This is a genomic window from Streptomyces sp. NPDC036764 (assembly GCF_055609385.1).
On the sequence record NZ_JBVJPT010000001.1, the window covers coordinates 13936 to 40160 of the forward strand.

The 26225-nt window shown below is 70.7% G+C and carries 24 protein-coding genes; 15 read left to right on the plus strand and 9 right to left on the minus strand.

The window, feature by feature from the left end:
* Window positions 1–45 precede the first annotated feature (45 nt).
* From ACZ69Q_RS00040 to ACZ69Q_RS00065, 6 genes are all read left to right on the plus strand, one after another.
* On the plus strand, window positions 46–882 hold the full coding sequence (locus tag ACZ69Q_RS00040) for a helix-turn-helix domain-containing protein (RefSeq protein WP_471033764.1): 837 nt from the start codon (window positions 46–48) through the stop codon (window positions 880–882).
* A 94-nt stretch (window positions 883–976) separates the two neighbouring features.
* The gene (rimO, locus tag ACZ69Q_RS00045; protein WP_471033765.1) at window positions 977–2458 is read left to right on the plus strand and encodes a 30S ribosomal protein S12 methylthiotransferase RimO; all 1482 of its coding nucleotides are present in this window, start codon (window positions 977–979) and stop codon (window positions 2456–2458) included.
* Window positions 2455–3246: a CDP-diacylglycerol--glycerol-3-phosphate 3-phosphatidyltransferase gene (pgsA, locus tag ACZ69Q_RS00050; RefSeq protein ID WP_471033766.1), complete on the plus strand. Its 792-nt coding sequence runs from the start codon at window positions 2455–2457 to the stop codon at window positions 3244–3246. The genes rimO and pgsA overlap by 4 nt, the downstream gene beginning before the upstream one ends.
* Window positions 3243–3788, plus strand: coding sequence for a CinA family protein (locus ACZ69Q_RS00055; protein ID WP_471033767.1), 546 nt, complete (start codon window positions 3243–3245; stop codon window positions 3786–3788). The genes pgsA and ACZ69Q_RS00055 overlap by 4 nt, the downstream gene beginning before the upstream one ends.
* Window positions 3789–3897: 109 nt before the next feature.
* Complete coding sequence (locus ACZ69Q_RS00060; RefSeq protein ID WP_030046881.1) at window positions 3898–4278, plus strand: helix-turn-helix domain-containing protein; 381 nt, start codon at window positions 3898–3900, stop codon at window positions 4276–4278.
* Between the two features lie 312 nt (window positions 4279–4590).
* Window positions 4591–4887, plus strand: coding sequence for a hypothetical protein (locus ACZ69Q_RS00065; RefSeq protein ID WP_471033768.1), 297 nt, complete (start codon window positions 4591–4593; stop codon window positions 4885–4887).
* On the opposite strand, the gene ACZ69Q_RS00070 is transcribed toward ACZ69Q_RS00065, so the two are convergent.
* The 3 genes from ACZ69Q_RS00070 to ACZ69Q_RS00080 form a co-directional block, all read right to left on the minus strand.
* Window positions 4835–5599, minus strand: coding sequence for an SDR family NAD(P)-dependent oxidoreductase (locus tag ACZ69Q_RS00070; RefSeq protein WP_471033769.1), 765 nt, complete (start codon window positions 5597–5599; stop codon window positions 4835–4837). The two genes, ACZ69Q_RS00065 and ACZ69Q_RS00070, sit on opposite strands and share 53 nt — an antisense overlap.
* Before the next feature lie 32 nt (window positions 5600–5631).
* Window positions 5632–6519 (minus strand): Fpg/Nei family DNA glycosylase, encoded by an 888-nt coding sequence (locus ACZ69Q_RS00075; protein ID WP_471033770.1) that lies wholly within the window; start codon window positions 6517–6519, stop codon window positions 5632–5634.
* A gap of 100 nt (window positions 6520–6619) precedes the next feature.
* On the minus strand, window positions 6620–11560 hold the full coding sequence (locus tag ACZ69Q_RS00080) for an ATP-dependent helicase (RefSeq protein WP_471033771.1): 4941 nt from the start codon (window positions 11558–11560) through the stop codon (window positions 6620–6622).
* A 503-nt stretch (window positions 11561–12063) separates the two neighbouring features.
* Here ACZ69Q_RS00080 and ACZ69Q_RS00085 point away from each other — a divergent pair.
* The 3 genes from ACZ69Q_RS00085 to ACZ69Q_RS00095 are packed head-to-tail and all read left to right on the plus strand — an operon-like array spanning window position 12064 to window position 13950.
* On the plus strand, window positions 12064–12900 hold the full coding sequence (locus tag ACZ69Q_RS00085) for an AraC family transcriptional regulator (protein ID WP_471033773.1): 837 nt from the start codon (window positions 12064–12066) through the stop codon (window positions 12898–12900).
* 22 nt (window positions 12901–12922) lie between these two features.
* Window positions 12923–13645, plus strand: coding sequence for an AzlC family ABC transporter permease (locus ACZ69Q_RS00090; RefSeq protein WP_471033774.1), 723 nt, complete (start codon window positions 12923–12925; stop codon window positions 13643–13645).
* Complete coding sequence (locus ACZ69Q_RS00095; protein WP_471033775.1) at window positions 13642–13950, plus strand: AzlD domain-containing protein; 309 nt, start codon at window positions 13642–13644, stop codon at window positions 13948–13950. Before ACZ69Q_RS00090 ends, ACZ69Q_RS00095 begins: the two co-directional genes overlap by 4 nt.
* 5 nt (window positions 13951–13955) lie before the next feature.
* On the opposite strand, the gene ACZ69Q_RS00100 is transcribed toward ACZ69Q_RS00095, so the two are convergent.
* The 3 genes from ACZ69Q_RS00100 to ACZ69Q_RS00110 form a co-directional block, all read right to left on the minus strand.
* Window positions 13956–14900 (minus strand): hypothetical protein, encoded by a 945-nt coding sequence (locus ACZ69Q_RS00100; RefSeq protein WP_471033776.1) that lies wholly within the window; start codon window positions 14898–14900, stop codon window positions 13956–13958.
* 675 nt (window positions 14901–15575) lie between these two features.
* Window positions 15576–16082: a hypothetical protein gene (locus tag ACZ69Q_RS00105; RefSeq protein ID WP_471033777.1), complete on the minus strand. Its 507-nt coding sequence runs from the start codon at window positions 16080–16082 to the stop codon at window positions 15576–15578.
* An 80-nt stretch (window positions 16083–16162) separates the two neighbouring features.
* The gene (locus ACZ69Q_RS00110; RefSeq protein ID WP_471033778.1) at window positions 16163–16297 is read right to left on the minus strand and encodes a hypothetical protein; all 135 of its coding nucleotides are present in this window, start codon (window positions 16295–16297) and stop codon (window positions 16163–16165) included.
* 62 nt (window positions 16298–16359) lie between these two features.
* On the opposite strand from ACZ69Q_RS00110, the gene ACZ69Q_RS00115 reads away from it, so the two are divergent.
* The 3 genes from ACZ69Q_RS00115 to ACZ69Q_RS00125 all read left to right on the plus strand — a co-directional run bounded on the left by ACZ69Q_RS00115 (window position 16360) and on the right by ACZ69Q_RS00125 (window position 19436).
* Complete coding sequence (locus tag ACZ69Q_RS00115; protein WP_471033779.1) at window positions 16360–16671, plus strand: hypothetical protein; 312 nt, start codon at window positions 16360–16362, stop codon at window positions 16669–16671.
* A 112-nt stretch (window positions 16672–16783) separates the two neighbouring features.
* Window positions 16784–17410 carry a TetR/AcrR family transcriptional regulator gene (locus ACZ69Q_RS00120; protein WP_471033781.1) on the plus strand — a complete coding sequence of 209 codons (627 nt, stop codon included), beginning with the start codon at window positions 16784–16786 and terminating at the stop codon, window positions 17408–17410.
* Between the two features lie 106 nt (window positions 17411–17516).
* Window positions 17517–19436: a Stk1 family PASTA domain-containing Ser/Thr kinase gene (locus tag ACZ69Q_RS00125; protein WP_471033782.1), complete on the plus strand. Its 1920-nt coding sequence runs from the start codon at window positions 17517–17519 to the stop codon at window positions 19434–19436.
* Between the two features lie 640 nt (window positions 19437–20076).
* Here the strand turns inward: ACZ69Q_RS00125 and ACZ69Q_RS00130 are convergent.
* Together ACZ69Q_RS00130 and ACZ69Q_RS00135 are read right to left on the minus strand one after the other, a co-directional pair.
* A complete protein-coding gene (locus tag ACZ69Q_RS00130; protein WP_471033783.1) occupies window positions 20077–20394 on the minus strand; it encodes a type I restriction-modification system subunit M N-terminal domain-containing protein in 318 nt (105 codons plus the stop codon).
* A gap of 647 nt (window positions 20395–21041) precedes the next feature.
* Window positions 21042–22655, minus strand: a complete 1614-nt coding sequence (locus tag ACZ69Q_RS00135; protein WP_471033784.1) for an MFS transporter — start codon at window positions 22653–22655, stop codon at window positions 21042–21044.
* A 185-nt stretch (window positions 22656–22840) separates the two neighbouring features.
* Here ACZ69Q_RS00135 and ACZ69Q_RS00140 point away from each other — a divergent pair, with 185 nt between their 5' ends.
* On the plus strand, window positions 22841–23479 hold the full coding sequence (locus ACZ69Q_RS00140) for a TetR/AcrR family transcriptional regulator (RefSeq protein ID WP_471033785.1): 639 nt from the start codon (window positions 22841–22843) through the stop codon (window positions 23477–23479).
* A gap of 36 nt (window positions 23480–23515) precedes the next feature.
* Window positions 23516–24298 (plus strand): LmeA family phospholipid-binding protein, encoded by a 783-nt coding sequence (locus ACZ69Q_RS00145; RefSeq protein WP_471033786.1) that lies wholly within the window; start codon window positions 23516–23518, stop codon window positions 24296–24298.
* A gap of 2 nt (window positions 24299–24300) precedes the next feature.
* On the opposite strand, the gene ACZ69Q_RS00150 is transcribed toward ACZ69Q_RS00145, so the two are convergent.
* Window positions 24301–24936 carry a TetR/AcrR family transcriptional regulator gene (locus tag ACZ69Q_RS00150; RefSeq protein WP_471033787.1) on the minus strand — a complete coding sequence of 212 codons (636 nt, stop codon included), beginning with the start codon at window positions 24934–24936 and terminating at the stop codon, window positions 24301–24303.
* A gap of 134 nt (window positions 24937–25070) precedes the next feature.
* Between ACZ69Q_RS00150 and ACZ69Q_RS00155 the strand changes: the two genes are divergently transcribed.
* Entirely contained in the window at window positions 25071–26216 is a 1146-nt protein-coding gene (locus ACZ69Q_RS00155; protein ID WP_471033789.1) for a VOC family protein, read from the plus strand.
* Window positions 26217–26225: the final 9 nt, after the last annotated feature.

The following is a 26225-nucleotide window of genomic DNA, read 5'->3' on the forward strand; positions in this document are numbered from 1 at the left end:
CTGAACCTCCAGCACAGGTGGCTTAAACGCTCGAAAGGCGCCCCCGTGTCCATCGGCAACTCCCCTGAAGACGAGCGTCCGTTCGAAGACGTATCCGAGGAAGCCCGCCCCTCGATCGGCCGTGCCCTGAGGCAGGCGCGCCTCGACGCCGGGCTGACCGTCGACGACGTCACCAACGCCACCAGGGTCCGCATCGCCATCGTGCAGGCCATCGAGGCGGACAACTTCGCCCCGTGCGGCGGCGACGTGTACGCCCGTGGCCACATCCGAACCCTGGCCAAGGCCGTCCACCTCGATCCGGCCCCGCTGCTCGCCCAGTACGACGCCTCGCACGGCGGACGACCGGCGCCGACCCCGGCGGCCCCCCTGTTCGAGGCGGAGCGCATCCGTCCCGAGCGGCGCGGGCCCAACTGGACCGCGGCCATGGTCGCCGCGATCGTCGCGGTGATCGGGTTCGTCGGGTTCACCGCCTTCAAGGGCGGGGACGACGGCGGCAAGTCGGCCGTCGCCGAGGGCGGCTCGACTCCGACGTCCGACAAGACCACGCCCACCCCGAAGACCGACAAGCCCAAGGACCCCAAGCCCGAGCCGTCGGACAGCGCCATCGCCGCCGTCCCGCAGGACAAGGTGACCGTCCAGGTCAGCGCCGCCGATGGGCGGAGCTGGATCGCGGCCAAGGACCACAACGGCCGGTTCCTCTTCGACGGCCTCCTCAAGCAGGGCGACACCAAGACCTTCCAGGACAGCGAGAAGATCAACCTGGTCCTCGGTGACGCGGGCGCGATCGACCTCTACGTCAACGGCAAGAAGATCGAGGACGACTGGCAGCCCGGCGCCGTGGAGCGCCTCACGTACACCAAGGGCGACCCGCAGGCGGGATAAGTCCGGCTGAACGGTCGAGCTGAGGACGGGGTTGGCCAAGATCGGCCAACCCCGTCGACGTGGGCTGTCAGTGAGACAAAGTAGTCTTGAGCCCATGCCTGAACGCCGTACCGTCGCACTCGTCACTCTTGGCTGCGCCCGTAACGAGGTGGACTCGGAGGAGCTCGCAGGCCGCTTGGAGGCGGACGGCTGGGACCTCGTGGAGGACGCCGCGGACGCGGACGTCGCGGTCGTCAACACCTGTGGGTTCGTCGACGCCGCCAAGAAGGACTCCGTCGACGCCCTCCTGGAGGCCAACGACCTCAAGGATCATGGAAGAACCCAGGCCGTCGTGGCGGTGGGCTGCATGGCCGAGCGGTACGGCAAGGACCTCGCAGAGGCCCTCCCCGAGGCCGACGGCGTGCTCGGCTTCGACGACTACGCGGACATCTCGGACCGCCTGCAGACCATCCTGTCCGGCGGCATCCACGCCGCGCACACCCCGCGCGACCGGCGCAAGCTGCTGCCGATCAGCCCTGCCGAGCGGCAGGAGTCGGCGGCCGACGTCGCGCTCCCCGGGCATGCCCCCGTCGACCTTCCCCAGGGGCTCGCTCCGGCCTCCGGCCCGCGTGCGCCCCTGCGCCGCCGCCTCGACGGCGCCCCGGTCGCCTCGGTGAAGCTCGCCTCCGGCTGCGACCGGCGCTGCTCCTTCTGCGCCATCCCGTCCTTCCGCGGCTCCTTCATCTCGCGCCGGCCCAGCGATGTGCTGAACGAGACGCGGTGGCTGGCCGAACAGGGCGTGAAGGAGATCATGCTGGTCTCCGAGAACAACACCTCCTACGGCAAGGACCTGGGCGACATCCGCCTGCTGGAGTCCCTCCTGCCGGAGCTCTCCGAGGTCGACGGCATCGAGCGCGTCCGCGTCAGCTACCTCCAGCCGGCCGAGATGCGGCCCGGCCTCATCGACGTGCTGACCTCCACGCCGAAGGTCGCCCCCTACTTCGACCTGTCCTTCCAGCACTCCGCGCCCGACGTGCTGCGCGCGATGCGCCGCTTCGGCGACACCGACCGGTTCCTGGAGCTGCTCGACACCATCCGCGGCAAGGCGCCGCAGGCCGGTGTGCGCTCCAACTTCATCGTCGGCTTCCCCGGCGAGACCGAGGCCGACCTGGCCGAGCTGGAGCGTTTCCTGAACCACGCGCGGCTGGACGCCATCGGCGTCTTCGGCTACTCCGACGAGGACGGCACCGAGGCCGCGACGTACGACAACAAGCTCGACGAGGACGTCGTCGCCGAGCGGCTGGCACGTGTCTCGCGGCTGGCCGAGGAGCTCGTCTCACAGCGGTCCGAGGAGCGCGTCGGGGAGACCGTGCACGTGCTCGTCGAGTCGGTGGACGACGAGGACTCGGCGGAGGGCGTGTACGGCCGTGGGGCGCACCAGGCACCGGAGACGGACGGCCAGGTGCTGCTCACGAGCGGCGAGGGGCTGAGCGTCGGTCGTATGGTCGAGGCGAAGGTGGTCGGTACGGAAGGTGTCGACCTGGTGGCCGAGCCGCTGCTGGGCTCGCTCGCGTGTAGTGAGGAGGCGGACAGATGACCGGAGTTCCGGCGTCCGCCGCGGGCGGCTCCCAGGCGGGTGCGGCGGGCAAGGCGAGCGCGGTGGGATCGTCCAAGGCCGGCTCGTCCAAGGGCGCCGGCTCGAAGTCGGGCGGTTCGAGGGCGGGCGGCGCCGAGACCGGTGCCCCGGGCGGGGCGAAATCCCCGCGCGGCAAGAAGATCGCGGCCGCGGCCGTCAACCAGGCCAGCGTCTGGAACATCGCCAACCTCCTGACCATGCTCCGGCTGGTCCTCGTGCCCGGGTTCGTCGCGCTGATGCTGGCCGACGGCGGATACGACCCGGCGTGGCGCTCACTCGCCTGGGCGGCCTTCGCCATCGCCATGATCACGGACCTTTTCGACGGTCATCTGGCGCGCGCGTACAACCTCGTCACCGACTTCGGGAAGATCGCCGACCCCATCGCCGACAAGGCGATCATGGGGGCGGCGCTGATCTGTCTGTCGGCACTGGACGATCTGCCGTGGTGGGTGACGGGCGTCATCCTCGGCCGGGAACTCGGGATCACGCTCCTGCGTTTCCTGGTCATCCGGTACGGCGTGATCCCGGCGAGCCGGGGCGGCAAGCTCAAGACGCTCACGCAGGGCGTGGCGGTCGGGATGTACATCCTGGCGCTGACGGGGTGGCTGGCCACCCTGAGGTGGTGGGTGATGGCTGCGGCGGTCGTCCTGACTGTGCTGACCGGGCTCGACTATGTGAGACAAGCCATTGTGCTGCGCAGGCAGGGAATCGCCGAGCGCAAGGCCGCGTTGGAGGAGACGGAAGCGTGAGTTCCCGGGCCACCGACGTGGTGCGACTACTCACAGTGAGGGGTGAGACGCTCGCTGTGGCGGAGTCGCTGACGGGCGGACTGGTTGCGGCGGACATCACAACCGTCCCGGGGGCATCAAAGGTCTTCCGGGGGTCGGTCACCGCCTACGCGACCGAGCTGAAGCACCGGCTGCTCGACGTCGACGCCACCCTGCTGGAGCAGCACGGCGCGGTGAATCCGCAGGTCGCGGCACAGATGGCGGCCGGTGTGCGGAAGGCGCTGGGAGCCGACTGGGGCATCGCCACGACCGGTGTGGCGGGGCCCGACATGCAGGACGGACACCCCGTGGGGACCGTTTTCGTCGCCCTGGACGGGCCCGTCGGCCCTGATTCCGGTTCTGCCGGTGGCGGAAAAGTGGAGGCCCTGCGGTTGAACGGCGGCCGCGAGGAAATTCGTATGGAGAGTGTACGGAGCGTACTCGCACTGCTCCTGAAGGAGCTTGCGGGCGAACACACTGGGAATGAGCGGGCACAGGATACGGAACGGAACGGGGGGTTTTGATGTTTGCAGCCCTGAGTGAACACGACATCGCTCCCCGCACGGCCGCGGCGCAAGGCGGTACGGTGGGGCGTGAAGGATGCGGCTACGCGGTCCGAGGAGGGAGCCACCGATGATTCTGCTCCGTCGCCTGCTTGGTGACGTGCTGCGTCGGCAGCGCCAGCGCCAGGGCCGTACTCTGCGCGAAGTCTCCTCGTCCGCCCGAGTCTCACTCGGCTATCTCTCCGAGGTGGAGCGGGGGCAGAAGGAGGCTTCCTCCGAGCTGCTCGCCGCGATTTGCGACGCGCTGGACGTACGGATGTCCGAGCTCATGCGGGAAGTGAGCGATGAGCTCGCCCTCGCCGAGCTGGCCCAGTCTGCTGCGGCCACACCCAGCGAGCCTGTACCCGCGTCGGTCCGTCCGATGCTGGGTTCCGTGTCGGTGACCGGTGTGCCGCCGGAACGGGTGACCATCAAGGCGCCTTCCGAGGCGGTGGACGTGGTCGCCGCGTGACGGTGACGCCCGTGCGCATGGGCTGACCATGTGCTGAGGAGTTGTGTGAGACCCCGGTCGGGGCTTCTCCAGGGAGACCTGGGGGAGAGCGGCCGGGGTTTCGTGCTGTTCGGGGCCGGTGCCTTTGGCGGGGCCGTGGGCCTGACGTCGCCGTCGGGTGCGTTTGCCGGGGTGTGATCACGCGGTCATGGTGGAGGGGGTGACGGCGCCCGACGCGGCGTGAAGGCGTTGGCCTGCGCCGTCACCGTCTGCCGTTGCTGCGCCCTCCCGGCCGGTGTGCGGGCGGCCTAGCCTCGGGCTGGAGGTGAGCGGATGGCACGGCCGATAGTCCGCTGGGGGGCGGCTCTCGGGTTCGGGGCGCTGTGGTGGTGGGCCGTGCTGCGGCTTGCGCTGGCGCCGGATGCGGGGGTGCTGGAGGCGTCCGTCGCGGCCGGAGGGTGGGGGCTGAGCCTGCTGCCGGTGCACTGCGTGCCGAAGGCGCGGGCCGTGGGGGCCGTCGATCCGCGGCGGTGGGTGCGGGCCTGGCGGGCCGGGCGGACGGGGCAGGCCGCCGCGGTTACCACGGCATCGCCACACCGCCGTTCGGACGCAGGATCTGGCCCGTGGTGAAGGACGCCGCGTCGGACGCCAGGTGCAGCACCGCGTGCGCGACGTCCTGCGCTTCACCGACCCGGCCCAGTGGCGACATCCGCGCCATGAACGTCTCGGTGTGCGTCTGCGCCGCGGTGTCGTGGCGGTCGGTCATGGGCGTGCGGATCCAGCCCGGGGCGACGGCATTGACCCGGATGCCGTGCGGCCCCATCTCGGTGGCCAGCGTCTTCGTGAGCTGTACGACGGCTGCCTTGGCCGCGCCGTAGCAGAGCAGACCGGGGCCGCCGGTGTCCACGGCGCCCGAGGCCATGGTGATGATGCTGCCTCGGACGCTCTCGGCGAGCATCGCGCGGGCCGCCTCCTGGCAGGCGTACAGCACACCCTTGAAGTTGACGCTCAGTACCCGGTCGAGGTCCTCGTCGAGGGTCTCCAGGACCGGGCTGCTGTGCATGATCCCGGCGACCGCGGCCATGACGTCCAGCCGCTCGCAGGAGGCGACGGCCTGGCGGAGCTGCGCGCGGTCGGTGACGTCGAGGTGGTGGACGTGGGCGGTGCCGCCGCTCGACTTGATCAGGGTCGCCGTGTCGTGCAGGCCCTGCGGGTCGCGGTCGGCGCAGTGCACGGCCGCGCCGGCTTCGGCGAGCAGCACGGCCGAGGCGCGGCCGATGCCGCTGGCGGCGCCGGTGACGAATGCGGTGCGTCCGGTGAGGTCGTACGCCTTGACGGGCATGAAGGGACGGTACGAGTGGATCTGACGGGTCGTCAATTAGTCGTACGGGGTTGGGTTCCGCGGTGCGGGTCGGTGCCGGGCGTCCGGCTCGGGGACGGGCCCGCCTGGCAGTTGGGGCACCAGTAGGTCGGGCGCTCGCGGGAACCGTCGCCCTGGTCGGCCGCGCGGATCGGGGTGGTGCAGCGCAGGCAGGGGCGCCGGGCGCGGCCGTACACGAAGAGGTCCTGGCCGCGGCGGCCCGTCGTGCTGCGGACCGGGCGGTCGCGGTTGGCTTCCAGGAGCTTTTTGGCGAGGACCGGCAGTTGGGCGGTGTGTTCGGCGGGGAGCGCGCCGACGGGGAGCCAGGGGGTGACGCGGAGCAGGAAGCAGAGCTCGCTCTTGTAGACGTTGCCGATGCCGGCGAGGTTGCGCTGATCCAGCAGGGCCTCGCCGAGGGGGCGGGCGGGGTCCGTGAGCAGGTTGGCGAGGGCGCGGTCGGGGTCCCAGTCCGGGCCCAGCAGGTCAGGGCCGAGGTGGCCGACGGCGCGGTCTTCCTCGGTGGTGCGCAGGAGTTCGAGGACGGGGAGGCGATAGCCGACGGCCGTGCGGGCGGGGTGGGCGTCGGGGATGCCCGCGGTGCCCGGGGCGGGGGCGGTGGCGAGGACCACGCGGATCTGGTGCACGGGGCCGCCCGTCCAGCGCTGCTGGTCGGCGAACACCTTCCAGGAGCCTTCCATCCCCAGGTGCGAGTGGATCGTCAGGCCGCCTTCGACGCGGGTCAGGAGGTGTTTGCCGCGAGGGGTGACGTCCAGGACGGTGCGGCCCGTGAGGTCGACCGTGGCGTACTTGGGCACCCGGAAGTCGCTACGGGACAGAGTCCCGCCGGCGAGGGCGGTGTGCAGCCGCTTCGCGGTCTGCCAGACCGTGTCTCCTTCGGGCATGGGTCAAGGGTGGCATGGGGGGTGGGCGTGCGCGGGTGGGTGGCGGTCCGGGGCGGTGTCAGGCATCGGGTACCTGGCATCTGGCTTCTGGCATCTGGCGTCAGGCGCGTAGGCGCAGGCCCCTGGGGGTCGCGATGAAGCCCGCTCCTTCCAGGAGGGTGCCCATGGGGGACGTCAGCGCCGAGGCGCCGTTCACCCGTTCCACCGTGACCGTGCCGAGGGAGCCCGCGCGAGCGGCCGCGGCGAGGGCCTCCGCCGCCGTGTGCAGGCGGGGGTCGTCGGTGGGTTCCGTGTCCGGGGCCGAGGGCCAGGCCAGCAGGGTCTTGCCGCCGCGCTCCATGTAGAGGGTCAGCTCGCCGTCGACGAGGACCACCAGGGAGCCCGCTTTGCGGCCCGGCTTGTGGCCGGCGCCGGTGGGGGGCTCGGGCCAGCCGAGGGCGGCGCCGTAGGCGTTCGCAGGATCGGCGGCGGCGAGGACGACGGCTCTGGTGTCGGGGGTCGGCCGGGTGCGGCGGGATGCGGAGCCGGCGCCGTACTGGGCGCCGCCGTTCTGCCATGCGGGCGCTTGCGGGGTGCGTCGGCCGTTCCCGGGGGCGAGGTCGCGGGGTGAGACCCATTCGCTCGGTCCGAGGTGGGCGTCCAGGAAGTCGTGGTCGAGGTCGGGGATGTCGTACGTGGGGGTGCCGTCGGGGTCGTACGTCGATGTGTCGGCCTGGTCGGCGTCGGGATTCCCCGGGGTGCCGTAGGGGGCAAGGGTGCCGAAGGCGTCGGGGGCGCCCGCGCCCGGCAGGTCGTCGCCGCGGTCGCGGGCGTTGGACACCGCGCGGAGGCGGTCCACCGCGCCGTCCATCGCGAACTGGGCCGCGCCGAGTCCCTCCACCACATAGCCGCGTCGCGCCTGGCCGCTGTCCTCGAAGGCGGACAGGATGCGGTACGTCGCCGAGAAGCCGCCTTCGACGCCCTCCGCGCCGACCGCTCCCCGCGTCACCACGCCGTGCCGGTCGAGGAGGGTGCGGGCCAGGGCGTGTGCGCGGACGGTGGGGTCGGGCTCGTGTGCCGGGAGCACGGACCAGCGGCCGGCGACGGTCGGCGGGCCGGTGCGGGACGCGGGTCGGGCGGCGGCCGTGAGGGAGCCGTAGCGGCCTCGGGGGATGGTGCGCTTGGCGCGGTGGGCGGTGGAGCCCGCGGTGCGGCCCGAACCCAGCAGGGAGCGCATGGGGGCGAGCGTGTCGTTGGTCAGACGGCCCGACCAGGCCAGCTCCCAGAGGGCGTCGGCGAGTTGGGGATCCGTGGCGTCGGGATGGGTGGTGGCGCGGACCTGGTCGGCGATCTGGCGGAAGAACAGGCCGTAGCCGCCGGAGAGGGTGTCCAGGACGGACTGGTGCAAGGCCGTCAGCTCCAGAGGGTGGGGCTGCGGCAGGAGCAGGGGGGCCGCGTCCGCCATGTAGAGCGAGACCCATCCGTCCTTGCCGGGGAGTGAGCCGGCTCCGGCCCATACGACCTCCCCGGCCGAGGTGAGCTCGTCGAGCATCGCGGGGGTGTAGTTGCTGACGCGTGACGGCAGCACGAGCTTCTCCAGGGCCGACGCCGGCACCGACGCGCCCTGCAACTGCTCGATGGCGCGGACCAGTCCGTCGATGCCGCGCAGCGCGTGGCCCCTGCCGATGTGCTGCCACTGCGGCAGGAACTGCGCGAGCGCGGCCGGCGGCACTGGCTCCAGTTCATGACGCAGTGCGGCGAGGGAGCGGCGGCGCAGGCGGCGCAGGACCGTGGCGTCGCACCACTCCTGGCCGATGCCGGCCGGATGGAACTCGCCCTGGACGACCCGGCCGCTCGCCGCCAGCCGCTGGAGGGCACCGTCCGTGATCGCCGCGCCCAGACCGAAGCGGCCCGCCGCTGTGGCCGAGGTGAACGGGCCGTGCGTGCGGGCATAACGGGCGAGCAGATCGCCGAGCGGATCCTTGACCGGCTCGGTGAAGGCCTCGGGGACGCCGACGGGCAGCGCTGTGCCGAGCGCGTCGCGCAGCCGGCCCGCGTCCTCGATCGCCGCCCAGTGGTCGGTGCCGGCGAGGCGGACCTTGATGGCGCGGCGGGCGCCGGCCAGCTCCTGGGCCCAGTGCGGCTCGGCGCCTCGCTCGGCCAACTCGGCGTCGGTGAGCGGGCCGAGGAGGCGCAGGACGTCCGCGACGCCCTCGACGTCCTTCACACGCCGGTCCTCGGTGAGCCACTGGAGCTCGCGCTCCAGCTCGGTCAGAACCTCGGCGTCGAGCAGTTCGCGCAGCTCCGCCTGGCCGAGCAACTCGGCGAGCAGCCGTGAGTCCAGCGACAGGGCGGCGGCGCGCCGCTCGGCGAGCGGGGAGTCTCCCTCGTACAGGAACTGGGCGACGTACCCGAAGAGGAGGGAGCGGGCGAAGGGGGACGGCTCGGCGGTGGTGACCTCGACGAGGCGCACCCTGCGGGACTCCAGGTCACCCATCAGCTCGACGAGCCCGGGCACGTCGAAGACGTCCTGGAGGCACTCGCGGACGGCCTCCAGGACGATCGGGAACGAGCCGAACTCGCTGGCCACCTGGAGCAGTTGGGCGGCGCGCTGGCGCTGCTGCCACAGCGGGGTGCGCTTGCCGGGATTGCGGCGCGGCAGCAGCAGCGCGCGGGCGGCGCACTCGCGGAACCGGGACGCGAACAGGGCCGAGCCGCCGACCTGGTCGGTGACCATCTGGTCGACGTCACCCTTGTCGAAGACGACGTCCGCCGCGCCGACGGGCGCCTGGTCCGCGTCGTACTCGGTGCCGGCCTTGCGCGGCTCCTGGTCCAGCAGGTCCAGGCTCATGAGGTCGGCGTCGGGCAGGCGCAGCACGATGCCGTCGTCGGCGTGCATGACCTGCGCGTCCATGCCGTACCGCTCGGAGAGCTTCGCGCCGAGGGCCAGCGCCCAGGGGGCGTGGACCTGGGCGCCGAAGGGGGAGTGGACGACGACGCGCCAGTCGCCGAGTTCGTCGCGGAAGCGCTCGACGACGATCGTGCGGTCGTCCGGGACGTGGCCGCAGGCCTCGCGCTGCTCGTCCAGGTACGACAGGACGTTGTCGGCCGCCCACGCGTCCAGGCCGGCCGTGACTAGACGCAGGCGGGCGTCGTCCTTGGGCAGCGATCCGACCTCGCGCAGGAACGCGCCCACCGCGCGGCCCAGTTCGAGCGGGCGGCCGAGCTGGTCGCCCTTCCAGAAGGGCAGCCGGCCCGGTACGCCCGGTGCCGGGGAGACCAGGACGCGGTCGCGGGTGATGTCCTCGATGCGCCAGGAGCTGGTGCCGAGCGTGAAGACGTCGCCCACGCGGGACTCGTAGACCATCTCCTCGTCGAGCTCGCCGACCCGGCCGCCGCCCTTCTTGGGGTCCGATCCGGCGAGGAAGACACCGAAGAGGCCGCGGTCGGGGATGGTGCCGCCGGAGGTGACGGCGAGGCGCTGGGCGCCGGGACGGCCGGTGATCGTGCCGGCGACCCGGTCCCAGACCACGCGCGGGCGCAGTTCCGCGAAGGCGTCGGACGGGTAGCGGCCGGCGAGCATGTCGAGGACCGCGGTGAAGGCGGACTCGGGGAGGGACGCGAAGGGGGCGGCCCGGCGGACGGTGGTGAGGAGGTCGTCGAACTGCCAGGTGTCCATCGCCGTCATCGCGACGATCTGCTGGGCGAGGACGTCGAGGGGGTTGGCGGGGACCCTCAGGGATTCGATGGAGCCGGTGCGCATGCGTTCGGTGACCACTGCGGCCTGGACCAGGTCGCCGCGGTACTTCGGGAACACCACGCCGGTGGAGACGGCGCCGACCTGGTGGCCCGCGCGGCCCACGCGCTGGAGGCCGGAGGCCACGGAGGGGGGTGATTCGACCTGGACGACGAGGTCCACCGCGCCCATGTCGATGCCGAGTTCGAGGCTGGAGGTGGCTACGACGGCGGGGAGGCGGCCGGCTTTGAGGTCCTCCTCTACGAGCGCGCGTTGTTCTTTGGAGACCGAGCCGTGGTGGGCTCGGGCGATGACCGGGGGCGCGCCCTGGGCTGCTCCTGAGCCGCCCATGAGTTCCGCCGGGGCGTGGTGTTCGTCCAGGGTTTCGCCGGTGGCGCGCTCGTAGGCGATCTCGTTGAGGCGGTTGCAGAGGCGTTCCGCGAGGCGGCGGGAGTTGGCGAAGACGATCGTGGAGCGGTGGGACTGGACCAGGTCGGTGATGCGCTCCTCGACGTGCGGCCAGATCGAGGGGCGTTCCGTGCCCTCGGAGCCGTCGGCCACCGGGGAGCCGCCGAGTTCGCCCAGGTCCTCCACGGGGACGACGACCGAGAGGTCGAACTCCTTGCCCGACTTCGGCTGGACGATCTCCACCCTGCGGTGAGGGGAGAGGTAGCGGGCGATCTCGTCGACCGGGCGGACGGTCGCGGAGAGGCCGATGCGGCGGGCCGGCTTCGGGAGGAGCTCGTCCAGGCGCTCCAGAGTGAGGGCGAGGTGGGCGCCGCGCTTGGTGCCGGCCACCGCGTGGACCTCGTCCAGGATCACCGTTTCGATGCCGGTCAGGGCGTCGCGGGTGGCCGACGTCAGCATCAGGAACAGGGACTCGGGGGTGGTGATGAGGATGTCCGGGGGGCGGGTCGACAGGGCCCGGCGCTCTGCGGCGGGGGTGTCGCCGGAGCGGATGCCGACCTTTACCTCGGGTTCGGGGAGGCCCAGGCGTACGGATTCCTGGCGGATGCCGGTGAGGGGGCTGCGGAGGTTGCGCTCCACGTCCACGGCGAGGGCCTTGAGGGGGGAGACGTAGAGGACCCGGCAGCGCTTCTTGGGGTCGGCCGGTGGGGGTGTGGAGGCCAACTGGTCCAGGGCGGCGAGGAAGGCGGCGAGGGTCTTGCCTGAGCCGGTGGGGGCTACGACCAGCACGTCCGAGCCCTCGTTGATGGCTTGCCACGCGCCTGCCTGGGCTGCGGTGGGCGCGTCGAAGGCGCCCGTGAACCAGCCGCGGGTTGCGGGGGAGAAGCCGGCCAAGGCTCGGCGCGGGTTGCTGACCATGCGTCCATCCTGCACCCGGGGACTGACAATTGGGCTGAGCTGCGGGAATGCCGGATTGGTGGGGGTGCGCGTTGATGCCTGCGGCGCCTGTGCGGGGGTCGGTGGGGGTTCGCGTTGATGCCTGCGGCGCCTGTGCGGGGTTGGTGGGGGTTCGCGACGATGCCTGCGGCGCCTAGTGCGGGGTTGGTGGGGGTGCGCGTCGATGCCTGCGGCGCCTGTGCGGGTTGGGTGGGGGTTCGCGTAGCGCCTGCGGTGGTGTGGTGGGTCGGGGCCGTGCCGGGGGGTGTCCGTCCTCGGTCGGGCGGTTGCTGTCGGGCAGGGAGGGGCTGTTCGTTGACGCCCGCCGCTGCGGGCGGACACCCCCCGGCACGTCCCCTTGCCGCCGTACGCGGCTGCGGCGCCGCCGGGGTGCGCGCCTGTGCCGCCGTACGCGGTGCTGCGGTGTGGGGCGGACGCCCTCGACCCTTGCCGCTGTGCTCGGCTGGTTCGCGGACAATGGGGGTATGGGGTCTCGGGAGCGGGCGCGGCATTGGCGGTATGCCGCGTTGCCCGGTGTCGATCTGCTTCGGGCCCGGTACATAGAGAAGACCTTTGTGCGGCATACCCATGAGCACTTTGTGATCGCCGCGATCGCGGAGGGCGTGGAGGTCTTTCATCATCGGGGGGCCGATCAGTACGCGGGAGCCGGTGCGCTTGCGTTGGTCAATCCTGATACGCCGCATACGGGGCGGGCGGGGGTGCCTGAGGGGTGGCAGTACGGGGCTGTGTATCCGTCGCCGGAGCTTGTGGCTGAGATCGCTGCCGAGACCACCTCTGTGCGGGGTACTCCGGGGTTTGTTCGGCCGGTGCTCGATGACGCTTATGCGGTGGGGCTGGTGCATCGGGTGCTGCGGGCCGCTGATGAGGGCAATGCTCTCGCGGCGGATACGTTGCTGAGGGTGGCCGTGACGCGGTTGCTGCGGTTGAACGGTGGGGCGCTGCCGCAGCGGGAGGTGCGCACGGCGGGGGCTCAGGTCGCCGTACGCGCGCGTGAGGTGCTGGAAGGGCGGATGGCCGAGCCTCCCAGTTTGGAGCGGCTGGCTGCCGATCTTGATACCGGTCCGTTCGCCCTGCTGCGGGCCTTTCGGGACGTGTACGGGATGCCGCCGCATGCCTGGCTGACCGACGCGCGGGTGCGGCGGGCTCGGCGGTTGCTGGATGCCGGGGTCTCGCCGGCCGAGGCGGCGCTCGCCGTGGGGTTCACCGATCAGCCGCATCTGAATCGGCACTTCGCCCGGATCGTCGGCGTGCCGCCGGGGGCCTATCAGCGGGAGCGCAAGAACGTACAAGACCTGCGGTAGCGGGTTGCCTAACGTCGAGGGCGTGTCAGAACAGAACGCGCTCACAGATCTTCACGTCGGGCGGGACAAGCCCGATGCCGCCGTCGTACGGGACGCCCTGGGCGTCGGGGTCGCCGTCGGGCTGTCCGGGTTCGCCTTCGGGGTGACCTCGGCGGGCAGCGGGCTCACGCTCGTGCAGACGTGTGTGCTCAGCCTGCTGGTGTTCACGGGGGCGTCGCAGTTCGCGCTCGTGGGGGCGCTCGCGGCCGGTGGGAGCCCGTTCACCGCGGCTGCCGGGGCCTTCTTCTTGGGGGTGCGCAACGCCTTCTACGGGCTGCGGCTGTCGCAGGTGCTGCGCCTCACGCGCGCGGTGCGGCCGTTCGCCGCGCAGTGGGTGATCGACGAGACGACGGTCGTCGCGCTGGCGCAACCCACTCGGCGCAGTGCGCGGATCGGGTTCGTGGTGACCGGGCTGAGTCTGTATGTGCTGTGGAATCTCACGACGCTGCTGGGCGCGCTGGGGGCCGAGGCCATCGGTGACACCGCCGCGTGGGGGCTCGACGCCGCCGGGCCGGCCGTCTTCCTGGCGCTGCTCGCGCCGATGCTGAAGTCCGGTACCGAGCGGGCCGTGGCCGGGCTGGCGGTGGTGCTGGGGCTCGGGCTGCTGCCGATGCTGCCTGCCGGGGTTCCCGTACTGGTGGCCGCTCTCGCCGCGCCCGTCGTGCTGTGGGTGCAGGGGCGGCGTGTGGGGGAGGGTGCGCGGTGAACACCTGGATCGCCATCGGCGTCACCGTCGTCGGCTGCTACGCGGTCAAGCTCATCGGGCTGCTCGTTCCCGCGGGTGCGCTGGAGAGGCCTCTCGTACGGCGTCTTGCCGCCCTGCTGCCCGTCGCCCTCCTCGCCGCCCTCACGGCCCAGCAGACGTTCGGCGACGGACAGGCGCTGGTGCTGGACGCGAGGGCGGCAGGGGTCGCCGCGGCTGCCCTGGCGCTCGTCCTGAGGGCGCCGTTCCTGCTCGTCGTCGGAGCGGCCGTGGTGGTGACCGCCGGGGTGCGGGCCCTGGGCGGGTGAGGTGATCAGCCGATGTGGCGGCCGTGCGCCCTGAGCGTGCGCAACGCCTGGATCGTCACCATGGGGCGGGCCTCCAGCGGGATGCCCGGTGCCCACTGGCGCCAGCGGACGGGCCAGCCGCCGTCTTCCTGCTGCTCGTCGGCGAGGTGGTCGAGGGAGCGGTTCATCTCGTCGTCGGTGAACCACGCGCGCGCGAGGGAGCGCGGCGTCTGCGCGTAGTCGTGCGGGAAGTGGTGCTCGCTCGGGGCGTAGCCGGGCGGGACAGGGTACGAGTCGAGGTCGTCCGGCTCCAGTACCGCCAGGCGCTGATCGCGCACCAGGCGGCCCAGTCGGTCTGCGGCCGCCTCCGCGCGCGGCCGGTCGGGAGCGGAGTCCAGGAAGGCCACGGCGGCCTCGATCTCGTACGGATGGGACTTCTCCAGGGACTCCACCGCCTGCCAGCAGAAGTCCGTGGCCCGGAACAGCCAGGCGTGCCAGACCTCGTTGCGGTGCAGCAGACCGACCACCGGGCCGGTCGCAAGGAGCGAGCTGGGCGGGTCGTCCACGACCGGGATGAACGGGGCCGCGGGGTAGCCGCGCTGGCCGCTGTGGACCGCCGGAAGGGCGCCGTCCGGAGTGGAGACCGACGTCAGATAGCGGCACACGCGGTCCACGCGCTGTCCGCCGCAGCGCTCGATGGCGTCCAGGACGTGGAGGGCGTGACCGATGTGCAGCGGCTGGCTGACCGGGCCGCGCAGATCCGGCTCGAGCGCGTGGCCGTACCCGCCGTCCTCGTTGCGGTAGGCGTCCAGGGCGGTCTCCACCGGGTCGGCGGCGCCGTTCAGGAAGAGATACGCGAAGAGGCGCTGTTCCAGCACGCGCGCGGTGAGCCAGACGAACTGCTCGGCGCGGAAGAGCGGGGAGTGCGTCGGGGGCGTCGGGGGGAGTGGGGAAGCTCCGGATTCGGGCATGCGTCAGACCGTAGGGCGGAAAGCGGTCTCGGCAAGCGGTCCCGGCGCAGGCCTACCCCCAGGGGCGGGATACTGGACGCATGCGGTTGACGGACTTCTGGGAGCGGAAGACCTGCCGACCTGCGGAGATATACGTGAGTTAGTGCTGTGACACCTTCTGGTACTGGTCTACCGCCGGCTGCCTGGATGAGGTGGTGCGGCGCTGACCCGACGAGCTTCTCGGGGCAGCCGCGCACGACGCGACGACGACGGCGCTGGGGGAGTTCCGGCCGGTGCCGGTCCGCTTCTGCGGTGCTGACGTTACGAACACGGAGAGCCCCCATGGCCTGCGCTTCCGCAGGTCATGGGGGCTCTCGATGAGTGGAGCCAAGGGGAGTCGGTGCTGGGCATGGCGTACGTGAAAAACGGGACCAGACGCGACGATCGGTCTACTGCACCGTGATGTGGCGAGCCGACGGCACTCCTGAGGGGAAGCAGGAGCCAGAGGTATTCGAACGAGGAGCCGGCAGCCGAGCGCCTCAGACCCATCTCACCTGCGCCGGGTAGGAATACGTGGCGGCCTCGGTCATGAAATGAGCCATGGCCCGTGCCAGCGCGGCCACGAGTAACGCGAAGACTCCCACGCACGAGCAGACGAGGGCCTCTCGGGCTAAATCGGGATCTTTGCTGTGGTCATCAGTGGCGGCCCACAAGAGGACTCTGCAGAGCGTGAGAGCAAGCGTGAGGCACATGCCGGTCCAGACGAACCAGACCACGACGGGTACCACCAACCGGGCCATGCGCCTGCGGGCTGCCGCCTCCCCCCTCGCACAGTCCAGGTAGGCAAGCTGTTGTGGTGAGGGGGCCTACACCGGCACGTATGGCAAGGACGTTGACAGCAATCGCTATTTCCTCGTCTTCATAGATCGCCTTGCCTCTTGTCACAAGCCACTTCATAAGGGCGTGAATCTCGATGAAACCGGCCACGAGGACGGCGGCGATCACGGAAGCGATGACCGCAGCGTAGTCATCGCTCATTGCTAAGAAGGTGTTGCACTCGAGGGTCTTGGTGGGCAGTTGGCTCGGGTTGGAGCCGCTGCCGCTGATCGCCCCGGCCGGTGCCGTGGAGCACAGCGGGTCGGCCCACTCAGGACGACCGTTGCAGGCGCCCGTGCCGGTCGCCGCGTAGTACGTGGCGACCATGGTGCCCGCGTCCGACCCGGCCGACTTGGGCAGGCTGCTCTTACTGACGCGGCCCTGGGAGTCGTACGTCAGCGACGTCCTCAGCGCCGGCCCTCCGTGGCGGCGACCGTGGCGACGGACACGCCCTTGGTCCAGTCGTACTGCGTGGCAGTGGTGCGCACGTCCGCGTCCGACGGGTAGCCGCCTACGTACGCGCCCACCTTGGTGGTGGTCACTCGACGTCCCGGCTGCTGACGACGGTGTGGTGGGCGAACCTCCACGTGGGTGACGTACGCATTTGTGTGAACTCTTGGACATCGACCGGATGCCGGTGGAGGACGCCTCGGTCCTGTGGCCCGAGGAACTGTCACCGCACCAGACCGTGGCCGTGCTGCACCTGCCCGCCCAGGACGCCTACAGCGACGCCCGCCGCCGCTACGCCGACGACGTGCTCTCCTTCAGCCCCTGGCGTGCGCTGGAGGCCCACCGCCCGCTGGGCTCCATCATGCGCTCGCGCCGCGCCGCGTACCCCGCCTCCAGCGACTTCCGCCACCGCTTCAACGGCATCGAGGCGCAGGAGCCGTCCGACATCAAGGAGCTTCCCGCCTGATTCCCGTCTGACCAGGTCCCGACCGATCCCCGATGCGGCCGCGAATCGGTCGGGACCCGCGTGCCAGAATGGAGAAGTCCGTCCTCCGCCCTGGCTTCTTCGAGGTTCCGCCGTGTCCCCGCCCGTCGGCCGTGTGCCCCAGCGCCGCAACGCACGGTCCAACCGGGCCCGCATCCTGGCCACCGCGCGCCAGGAGATGGGGCGCAATCCCGACATCACCCTGGAGGAGCTCGCCCGCGCCTCCGGTGTCGTACGACGCACGCTGTTCGGGCACTTCCCCGGACGGGCCGCGCTCCTGGACGCACTGGCCGAGGAGGCCACAGAGGCGCTCCAGGCCGCCGTTGCAGTAGGAGCAGGCGCGACGGAACCGGCGGATCGGGCGCTCGCGCACTTCTCGTTGTCGCTCTGGCCCGTGGGCGACCGCTACCGGATGCTCCTGGCGCTGGCTCGACGGGACCTCGGCATGGACCGGGTCGCCGGGATCCTGGAGCCCGCCCGGGTCAGAGTCACGGCCATTGTCGAGCAGGGACAGCGGGACGGTGTCTTCCACTCCCACCTGCCGGCCCCGGTGCTGAGCGCCGGCCTGGAGGCGATGACGGTCGCCCTGCTGGAAGAGGTCAACACCGGGGCGCTGGAGGACGACGGCACCCGGGTGGCCGTCACCACGCTCATCGCGGCCGGTGTGCCGGAGAAGCAGGCGCGGGCCGTCGTCGACGAGGTGGCCGCCGCTGAGGGCTGAGGCCGCCCACACACAGTTCGACGCGACCCCGGCGCAAAGGCGCCGGGGTCTTTCCGTGTCCGCCCTCACTTCTTTACTTACCCCTTCATGTGCAATTATCTTCGGTATGAACTTCGGTGGACCAGACGATCTGGCCTTCTCCCACCCCGCGCCGGTGGCGGTCCTCAGCGACAGGTATGAAATGCGACTGCTGCTCGGCTCCGGAGGCATGGCCGAGGTGCACCTCGCGCACGATCGCCGGCTCGACCGCAGCGTCGCGGTGAAGACGCTGCGCACCGACCTCGCCCACGATCCGGCAGCCCAGGAGCGGTTCCGGCGGGAGGCCCAGTCCACCGCCTCGCTCAACCACCCGGCCATCGCCGCCGTCTACGACACGGGCGAACACTTCTCGTACGGGGCGCAGTTGCCGTATCTCGTGATGGAGTACGTCGACGGCACGACCCTGCGCGACGCCCTGTATTCCGGACCGCCGCTGACCGTCGAACGTGCCCTGGAGATGACGGCCGGCGTCCTGGCCGCGCTCGCCCATTCCCACCAGCACGGCATCGTGCACCGGGACATCAAGCCCGCCAACGTCATGGTGACCTGGTCCGGTCAGGTCAAGGTCATGGACTTCGGCATCGCCCGTGACGCACGGGACGCCGGGCTGACCCAGACCTCCATGGTGATCGGCACCGCACAGTACCTCTCCCCTGAGCAGGCGATGGGACACGCCATCGACGCCCGCTCCGACCTGTACTCGGTGGGCTGTCTGCTGTACGAACTCCTCACCCTCCGCACTCCGTTCACCGGTGACTCGCCGATGGCGGTGATGTACCAGCACGTCCAGGAGGAACCGCGACCGCCGAGTCTCTACAATCCCGAGGTCGGTCCGCGGGTCGACGCGATCGTCCTGCGGGCCCTGACGAAGGACCCCGCGTACCGCTACCAGTCCGCGCAGGAGATGCTCGCCGACGTCGAGGCGTGCCTCGGGGCGCAGACTGTCCTGGATCAGGCGTTCGACGGTGGCGACGAGGAGCCTGACGGCGGAGACGCGGCGGACAGCGGTCGCCGCAGAGGAAGTGCCGCGCTGATCGGGGTGGGCGTCTCGGTCGTCGTCGTGGCGCTCGTGCTCGGCTGGTTCATGTTCGGGCGCGGTACGGCCGACGACGGCAAGGCGGACGTACCCGACCTCGTCGGCCAGAACCTGGAGGAGGCCCGGCGCACGGCGGACAATGTCGGACTCACGCTCAACGTCACCAAGAAGGAGCCCTGCGCGGACCAGCCCAAGGGCCACGTCTGCGAGCAGACCCCGTTGGACGGCCGGCTCGACAAGGGCGACGCCGTGTCGGTCACCGTCTCCACCGGCGCGCCGAAGGTGGAGGTGCCGGACGTCACGGACAAGGACGAGGACGACGCGGCCCGCATCTTGGAGGACAAGGGCTTCAAGGTGAAGCTCCGGCACGAGGTGTCCGCCGAGGACGCCGGGACCGTCCTGGAGCAGGATCCGGCGGGCGGCGAGAGCGTCGAGAAGGGCACCGAGATCACCCTCACGGTGGCCAAGGAGGCCGAGAACGCCACGGTTCCCGACCTCACCGGAAGCACCCTGAGCGAGGCCCGCAAGCTGCTCGCCGAGCACGACCTCGAACTCGGCGACACCACCGAGGTCGAGAGCGGCGCCGAGGCCGGGACCGTCATCGAACAGAGCGCCACCGCGGGAGATGAGGTCAAGCCTGGTACCTCGGTCGACGTCCAGGTCGCCAAGTCGGTGCAGACCGTGCAGATCCCGACCGACATCGTCGGTAAGACCCTTGCCGAGGTCCGGACCGAACTGGACGGACTCGGCCTTCAGATGACCGTCGCCTCCGGGTACTCCCAGACCTTCGATGCCGTGGTCACATCGAGTACCCCGGGGGCGGGAAGCGAGGTCGAGGCGGGCAGCACGGTGGTCGTCGTCACCCAGGAGGCCCAGGACGCGCCGTCGGACGACGGGACACCGGCCGACGACATGGCGACGACGCCGGGGGCGACGACCGACGGCCAGTGAGACGTCACTGACACCGGAGAGCAGCGAGCCCTCAACCGGCCATGCGCGGTTGAGGGCCTGTTGCTGCCCCTCCTTGAGAAGAGGTCACTCAGTCGATGACCGGATCCAGGGTGACAACCTTCCGGTGTCCTCCCGGGGGAACTTGTGGTCCCTGCCGCAGCGCAGTGTGATGTCCCCGCTCGTCTTGTCGAACTTGTGGAACAGGAACAGCTCCCGTGCGTCGCAGTCCTCGCGGACCTCGACCCTCGCGACGGGCCACGACGGCAGCAGATGCGGGTAAAAGAGGGGCCTTCCACGTGGATGCGGTCCGGGTCGAGGTGCCGGGGAATGAGCGTTGGAAGGGCTCCCGGTCAGGATGGCTTCCTTGGAGACGCCGCCCGATCAGGGTGAATCCGCGGTTGCCGGTGTAGGCGCAGGTGTCGACCAGTTCCCAGCGGAGGGCGGAAAGCGTCGGTGACGGTGTCGGCGCTCACCCCGAAGTACTGCCGCAGCGGCTGCTCGACCGCGACCTCTTGGTAGCCGAGGTCATCGACGTTGAGCAGCAAGGCCTCGTCCTCACCGTCTGTTTCCTGCCCCTCCCTCGAGCTACCGGCGTATGCGGCCTCGTAGCACTCGGCGAGGCGGACTATGTGCTGGTCGGTCAGGTTGTGCCGTTCACGGCCCAGCGTCCCCCGCAGGGTCGCGAAGTGCCCCGGCCATCCACCGCGATCACTTTGCCCCGTAGTCGGGGCGGCTTGCGGTTGGGCACCAGCCACAGACACGCGGGGAAAACGGTGCTGATGAAGAGGTGCGAAGGCAGGGCGACCACACCCTCCAGCAGGTCGTTCTGCAAGAGGCACTGCCCGCCGCGCAGGCAGTCCATCCGACGCAGCAAGACGAACGGAAGGATCACGGTGGGGTACTGATTGGCCGTCATGCTGCCCCGCAGTAGCTCCGCCACAGCCCAGCCGGCATCCACCAGCGGCAAGCCGGTGCTGATGGACCCGGAGGGCGAGTACGGTCATCCGGTGCTTGGCTTCGACGTCGAGGCTGACCGAGTCCTTCTCCTTGCAGACCCGCAGGTCAGGTGACTGGGGCTGACGGCCGCGGTTCGTAGAAGCTGCCGTCGGGGAGCATGGCGAAGAGGAAGCCTTCTTCCCGGCCGGGGTGACGGCGGTGGCGTGGTGTTCGCTCTTGCCGGGGCCCAGGCCGAGGAAGACGTCGATGTCGGCGGTGTCGATCACGTGCAGGCCCCTCCATCACGCTCTCGTCCGGCCTTGCCTCGGCACCGAGCTGCCACATCCGCGTTACGGAGAGCTCTTCCGACCCGGGTTGGAGCTGGTGCTCAGGCCCCTGATCAGCGGTCCGTCGATGCCTCCGGACCCGGTGACACCACTTCCCAGATCATCAACAGCAGGAGGGGGAAGTCATACCGGCCCCGAAGGTCACGAGCCCCAACCGGGCTCTACAAGGAAGGTAATGGGCGACGCCCCGGTGGCGGACAACGAAAGAGGACGGTGCCGGGTGTCCCCTCCCGGCACCGTCCGGGGCCGTGCGCCGCTCAAGGCACGGCCCGTCGTGGGGTGGAGGCCGGAATCGGGGTTCCGGCCTCCGGTGTACGAGGGCTCAGGCGCCCACGGTCTCGGTCTGCTCCTCGGTCGTCTCCACCGCTTCTTCCGCACGGTGCTCGGCGGTGTGCTGCCGGCCGGGCAGGACGGCGATGACGATCACCGTTCCGACGGCCATGATGATGCCGCCGATGAGGCTGGTGTTGGCGATGGCGTGGGCGAAGGACTCGTGCACCGCCCCCAGCAGGGTCTGGGCCTGCTCGGCGCCGCCCTGCGGGTTCTTGGCGACCTCCTCGGCGACCGCGATGCCGCCGCCGACCGAGTCCTTGGCGATCTCCATGCCCTCGGCCGGGAGGTGGCCGCCGACCATGTCGGTGAGCTTGTCCTTGTAGGACGTGGCCAGCAGCGAGCCGAGGATGGCGATGCCCAGGGCGCAGCCGAGTTCGAGCGCGGTGTCGTTGGCGCCGCCGCCGACGCCCAGCTCGTCCTCCGGGAAGGAGCCCATGATGGTGTCGGTGGCCGGGGACAGGCTCAGGCCGATGGCGAAGCCGAGCAGCAGCAGGGGGGCCAGGAAGTCGGTGTAGGTCGAACCGGACTCGATCTGCGTGAGCAGGAAGACGCCCGCCGTACCGATCACCATGCCGGTGCCGACCACCAGCTTCACGCCCAGCTTCGGGGCCAGCTTGCCGGTGACCGCGGCGCCGACGAATACCGCGCCGGCCAGCGGCAGCAGGCGGATGCCGGTCTCCAGGGCGTCGTAGCCGAGGACGAACTGCAGGAACTGGGTGGAGTAGTAGATCGAGCCGAAGGTCCCGAAGAAGAAGAACAGCACCGCGAGCATCGAGCCGCTGAAGGGACGCTCGGCGAACTTGCGCACGTCCAGCATGGGGTTCGGGTGCTTCAGCTCCCAGGCGACGAAGGCGAGCAGGCCCACACCGGCGATCACGGCCGCGGCGATCGGACCGGCGCCCCAGCCGAAGTGCGGGCCCTCGATGGTCGCGTAGACCAGGGCACCGACCGAGACGATCGAGAGCAGACCGCCGACGTAGTCGATGCGGCCCATGCCCTCGGCCTTGGACGGCGGGACCAGCAGCAGGGCAGCGACGGCACCGAGGAGGGCGATGGGGACGTTCATCAGGAAGGTGGAGCCCCAGGCGTGGTCCTCCAGCAGCCAGCCGGCGGACACCGGGCCGGCCGCGATGGCCAGGCCGGAGGTGGCGGACCAGGCCGTGATGGCCTTGGCGCGCTCGACCTTCGGGAAGATCGCGACCAGCAGGGACAGGGTGGCCGGCATGACGACGGCGGCGCCGATACCCATGATCGCGCGGGCGATGATGACCAGGTTGGTCTCGTCGACCAGGCCGCCCATCACCGAGCCGCCCGCGAAGATCAGCAGGCCCAGGATCAGGGCGCCGCGGCGGCTGTACTTGTCGCCGATCGCGCCGAGCACGAGCATCAGCGCGGCGTACGGGACGGTGTAGCCGTCGATGACCCACTGCAGGTCACTGCTGCTCAGCCGCAGTTCCTTCGTCATGTCGGGGGCGGCCACGATCAGCGACGTGTTCGCCATGACCACGATCAGCAGGCTCAGGCACAGGACCAATAGAGCCCACCAGCGGCGTGGATACGGCTCGGTCATCTTCTCGACAGGTGTCTTCGCAAAGAGCGGCATCGTCAGGCTCCTCGGCAGGAGGTGAAGCGGAGGCTTCGGGGTGCGGATCGACAGGGGTGATGCGGGCGAGCCCACGAGAGGGCCGGCATCAGGGCAGTTAATTGCCCGCTGATGTGCAGACTAGTTTATTGCCCGTCGATGTGCAACTATCGAGTCATCCTCCCCCGTCAACCGGAGGTCCGACAATGACCCACGCACCCGTTACAGCCGTCCCGGAACGCAGCCGAACCCTGCTCACGCGGGCCCGCATTCTCGAGGCGGCTCGGCAGCAACTCGGCCGCGACCCTGAGAGCAGCCTCGGCGACATCGCCGAGGCGGCAGGTGTGGTGCGCCGTACGGTCTACGGCCACTTCAACGGCCGGGCCGCACTCGTGGAGGGGCTGGTGGAGGAGGCCGCCCAGGCGTTGCGGCAGGCGCTCGCGGCCCCTCGGGTGCCGGTGACGGATGCCGTCACGGAGCTGGCGCGCTTCGTCCTCGCCGTGTGGCCTGTGGGTGACCGCTACCGCATCCTGCTCCGTCTCGCTCCCCAGGACCTCGGGGCCGATCGGCTCGCTGAAGTCCTGGCCCCCGCGCGGGACATGGCGGAGGCGATCATCGGCCGGGGGCAACGGCAGGGTGCCTTCCAGACCAGAGTTCCGCCGGCCGTACTGACCCGGGCGCTGGAGGGGCACTTGCTAGGGCTTCTCGACTGCGTGAACAGCGGGGTCTGGAGCGACGACGGCGCGGGCACCGCGACCGCCGCCCTGATCGCGATGGGCGTGGACGGAGACAGCGCGGCGACATGTGTCCGCGGGCTCGACCGGCCCGATGGCGACGCCGCGTAGGCGCACTTCCCCAAGCACTACTCGAAGAGGAGAACCATGCACCAGTCCTACCGTGACGAGGAGTACGTCGGCGAGCCCTACTACGGCGACGGCTCCGTATATGTGAGCCCCCCGACCCGGACGAGGCGGCGTCTGATCATCGTCGCCGCGTCCTTGGCGGCGTTGCTGATCGGCGCCGTCGCAGTCGACCGGATCGCCGCAGCTCGCGCCGAGAGTCGTACGGCCAAGGCCTTTCAGGACGGCATGGGAACCGCCGATCGCCCATCGGTGCACGTCAGCGGCTTCCCTGTGCTGACCCAGCTCACCGAGGGACGTCTGGATCACGTCGACCTCACCGCCCACGACATCCCCGCGAACAGCACGACACGGCCTCTGCCGGTGACGAGGCTTACGGTCGGGATGGACGGGCTGAAGACCTCAGGGAGCGCCGACGAGGCACACGCCCGGAGCGTTCGGGCGACCGCCCACCTGTCCTACGCGGACGTGTCGAGCGCGCTCGGCCTGGACGTGTCGCAGGGAAACGAGCCGGGCCGGGTCAACGCGACCGCGAGTCTGCCGCTCGTCGGCGACGTGACCGCGAGCGCGGCCGTCTCGGCGGCGAGCGGCAACCGCATCGCCTTCACGGACGTGCGCGCAGAGCAGGGTGAACTGCTCCCCCCGCTGAAATCACTGCTCGACAAGGCCTTGGAAGTGCCCGTTCCGCTGCAGAACGTCCCCGAAGGGCTTCACCTGCGGTCGGTCACCACCGGCAAGGACGGGATCGACGCCCGCTTCACGGGCAGCTCGGTCACGTTCCGCCCGGACTCGTCGTCCGCGTGAGGTCAGTCGGGGTCGGGCAAGGGGCGCCGGGCGACCTCGTGGGCCTCGTCCGCCGACAGGCCCAGCATGCGCATGACCATCTCGGCGAGATTCACCGCGGCCTCGTCGCCGTCCACCTCCGGGCGGGCGAACCGCAGCTCCACCAGGGACAGCAGTGCTCCGCCCAGCGCTGACAGGGCGACCACCGGGTCGAGGGTGGTGAAACGGCCGGAGGCGATGCCGACCTGCAGATCGCGCAGGGCGCGGCGGGCCAGGCCGTTGTTGGCGTGGATGTGCCCGAGGCCGCGGCGGCGCAGGACCTGCATCAGCTCCGGGTGGGAGTCGGCCATCCGGGCGCTGAGCCGGAAGCCCGCCGCGACCAGCTCCGCCGGGTCGTCGATCCCCGCCAGGCGCTCGTCGAAGGCCTGGCCGAACTCCTCCATGGCGTCCACCACCGCCGTCTCGAACAGCTCCGCCTTGGAGTCGAAGTGGTTGTAGAAGGAGCCGAAGCCCACGTCCGCGCGTTCGGCGATCGCCTGGATGCTCGCGCTGGTGTCGCCGCTCTCGGCGAGTATCTGCCGGGCTGCTCGCACAAGGGCCCTGCGGGTCTCTGCGCGACGCCGCTCAAACCGGTTGCTGGGCAGGGCTGACGTAGACATGCGCAGAGTCTAACCGCCGAGCGATGGTGATCGCAGTCCTGATGAATTCATCATTTCCTGCCGCGAACATCTTGACGACAGAACTGTCACAGTTGATGATTTCCTCATTACGGCAATGTTGCTCGGAGGGCACCATGTCTGAAATCCGCGTCGACGGGGCCGACGTCATCACGGCCCACCAGGACCTCCACAGTGAGCAGGGCGCCCTGCGCGGCGAACACCCCGGTCGCTCCCGGAATCCCGTGATCAAGGTGGCCGACCTGGCCTGGCTCGAGTTCGAGAAGCCCGACCTGGACCGGGCCGAGGTCTTCGCCCGGGACTTCGGGTTCGGCATCGCCGCGCGCACCGAGCGGGAGCTCTGGCTGCGGGGCACCTTCGCCGGTTCGCCCTGCATGGTGATCCGCAAGGGGCGTACGTCCCGGTTCATCGGCCCGGCGTTCCGGGCGGCGGAGCGGGGCGACCTGGACCGGCTGGCCCGAGCGACGGGCCGGGACGTACGGGATGCCGACGTTCCCGGCGGTGGCAAGGTAGTTGACCTGCTCGACCCGTCGGGCTTCCCGGTGCGGGTCGTGCACTGCGGCGAACAGCTCCCGGCGCTGCCGGAACAGCAGCCGTCGCTGCTGAACTTCGGCACGGATCATCGTCGTACCAATGCCACGCAGCGCCCGCCTCGCGAGCCGTCCCGCATCCAGCGTCTTGGGCATGTGGTGCTGGAGACCCGTGTCTTCGGCCGGGCTCTGGACTGGTATCTGGACACACTCGGGATGATCGTGTCCGACTTCCTGTTCCTGGACGGGCAGCGGGGCCGGGGTCCGACGATGGCGTTCATCCGCTGCGATCTGGGCGGTGTGCCGGCCGACCACCACACGCTGGCCATGCACCTGGGGCCGGGCACGGGTTACGTCCACTCCGCCTACCAGGTCACCGACCTGGACTCCATTGCCGCAGGTGGCGAGTACCTCAAGGAACGCGGTTACAAGCGCAGTTGGGGCATCGGCCGGCACATCCAGGGCAGCCAGCTCTTCGACTACTGGCGCGACCCCGACCACTTCATGCTGGAGCACTTCGCCGACGGCGACCTGTTCTCCTGTGACGTCGAGCCGGGCTGGGCGCCGATGTCGACCAGCGGTCTCGCTCAGTGGGGCCCGCCCGCCACCCGCGACTTCCTCGGCGCCAGTCCCTCCCCGCAGCGGGTCCGCGATGTCATCGAGGCGCTGCGCGGCGACAACGAGATGGACCCGGCGCGACTCTTCGGCCTGCTCAAGGCCGCGAACTCCTGAACCCGCCCC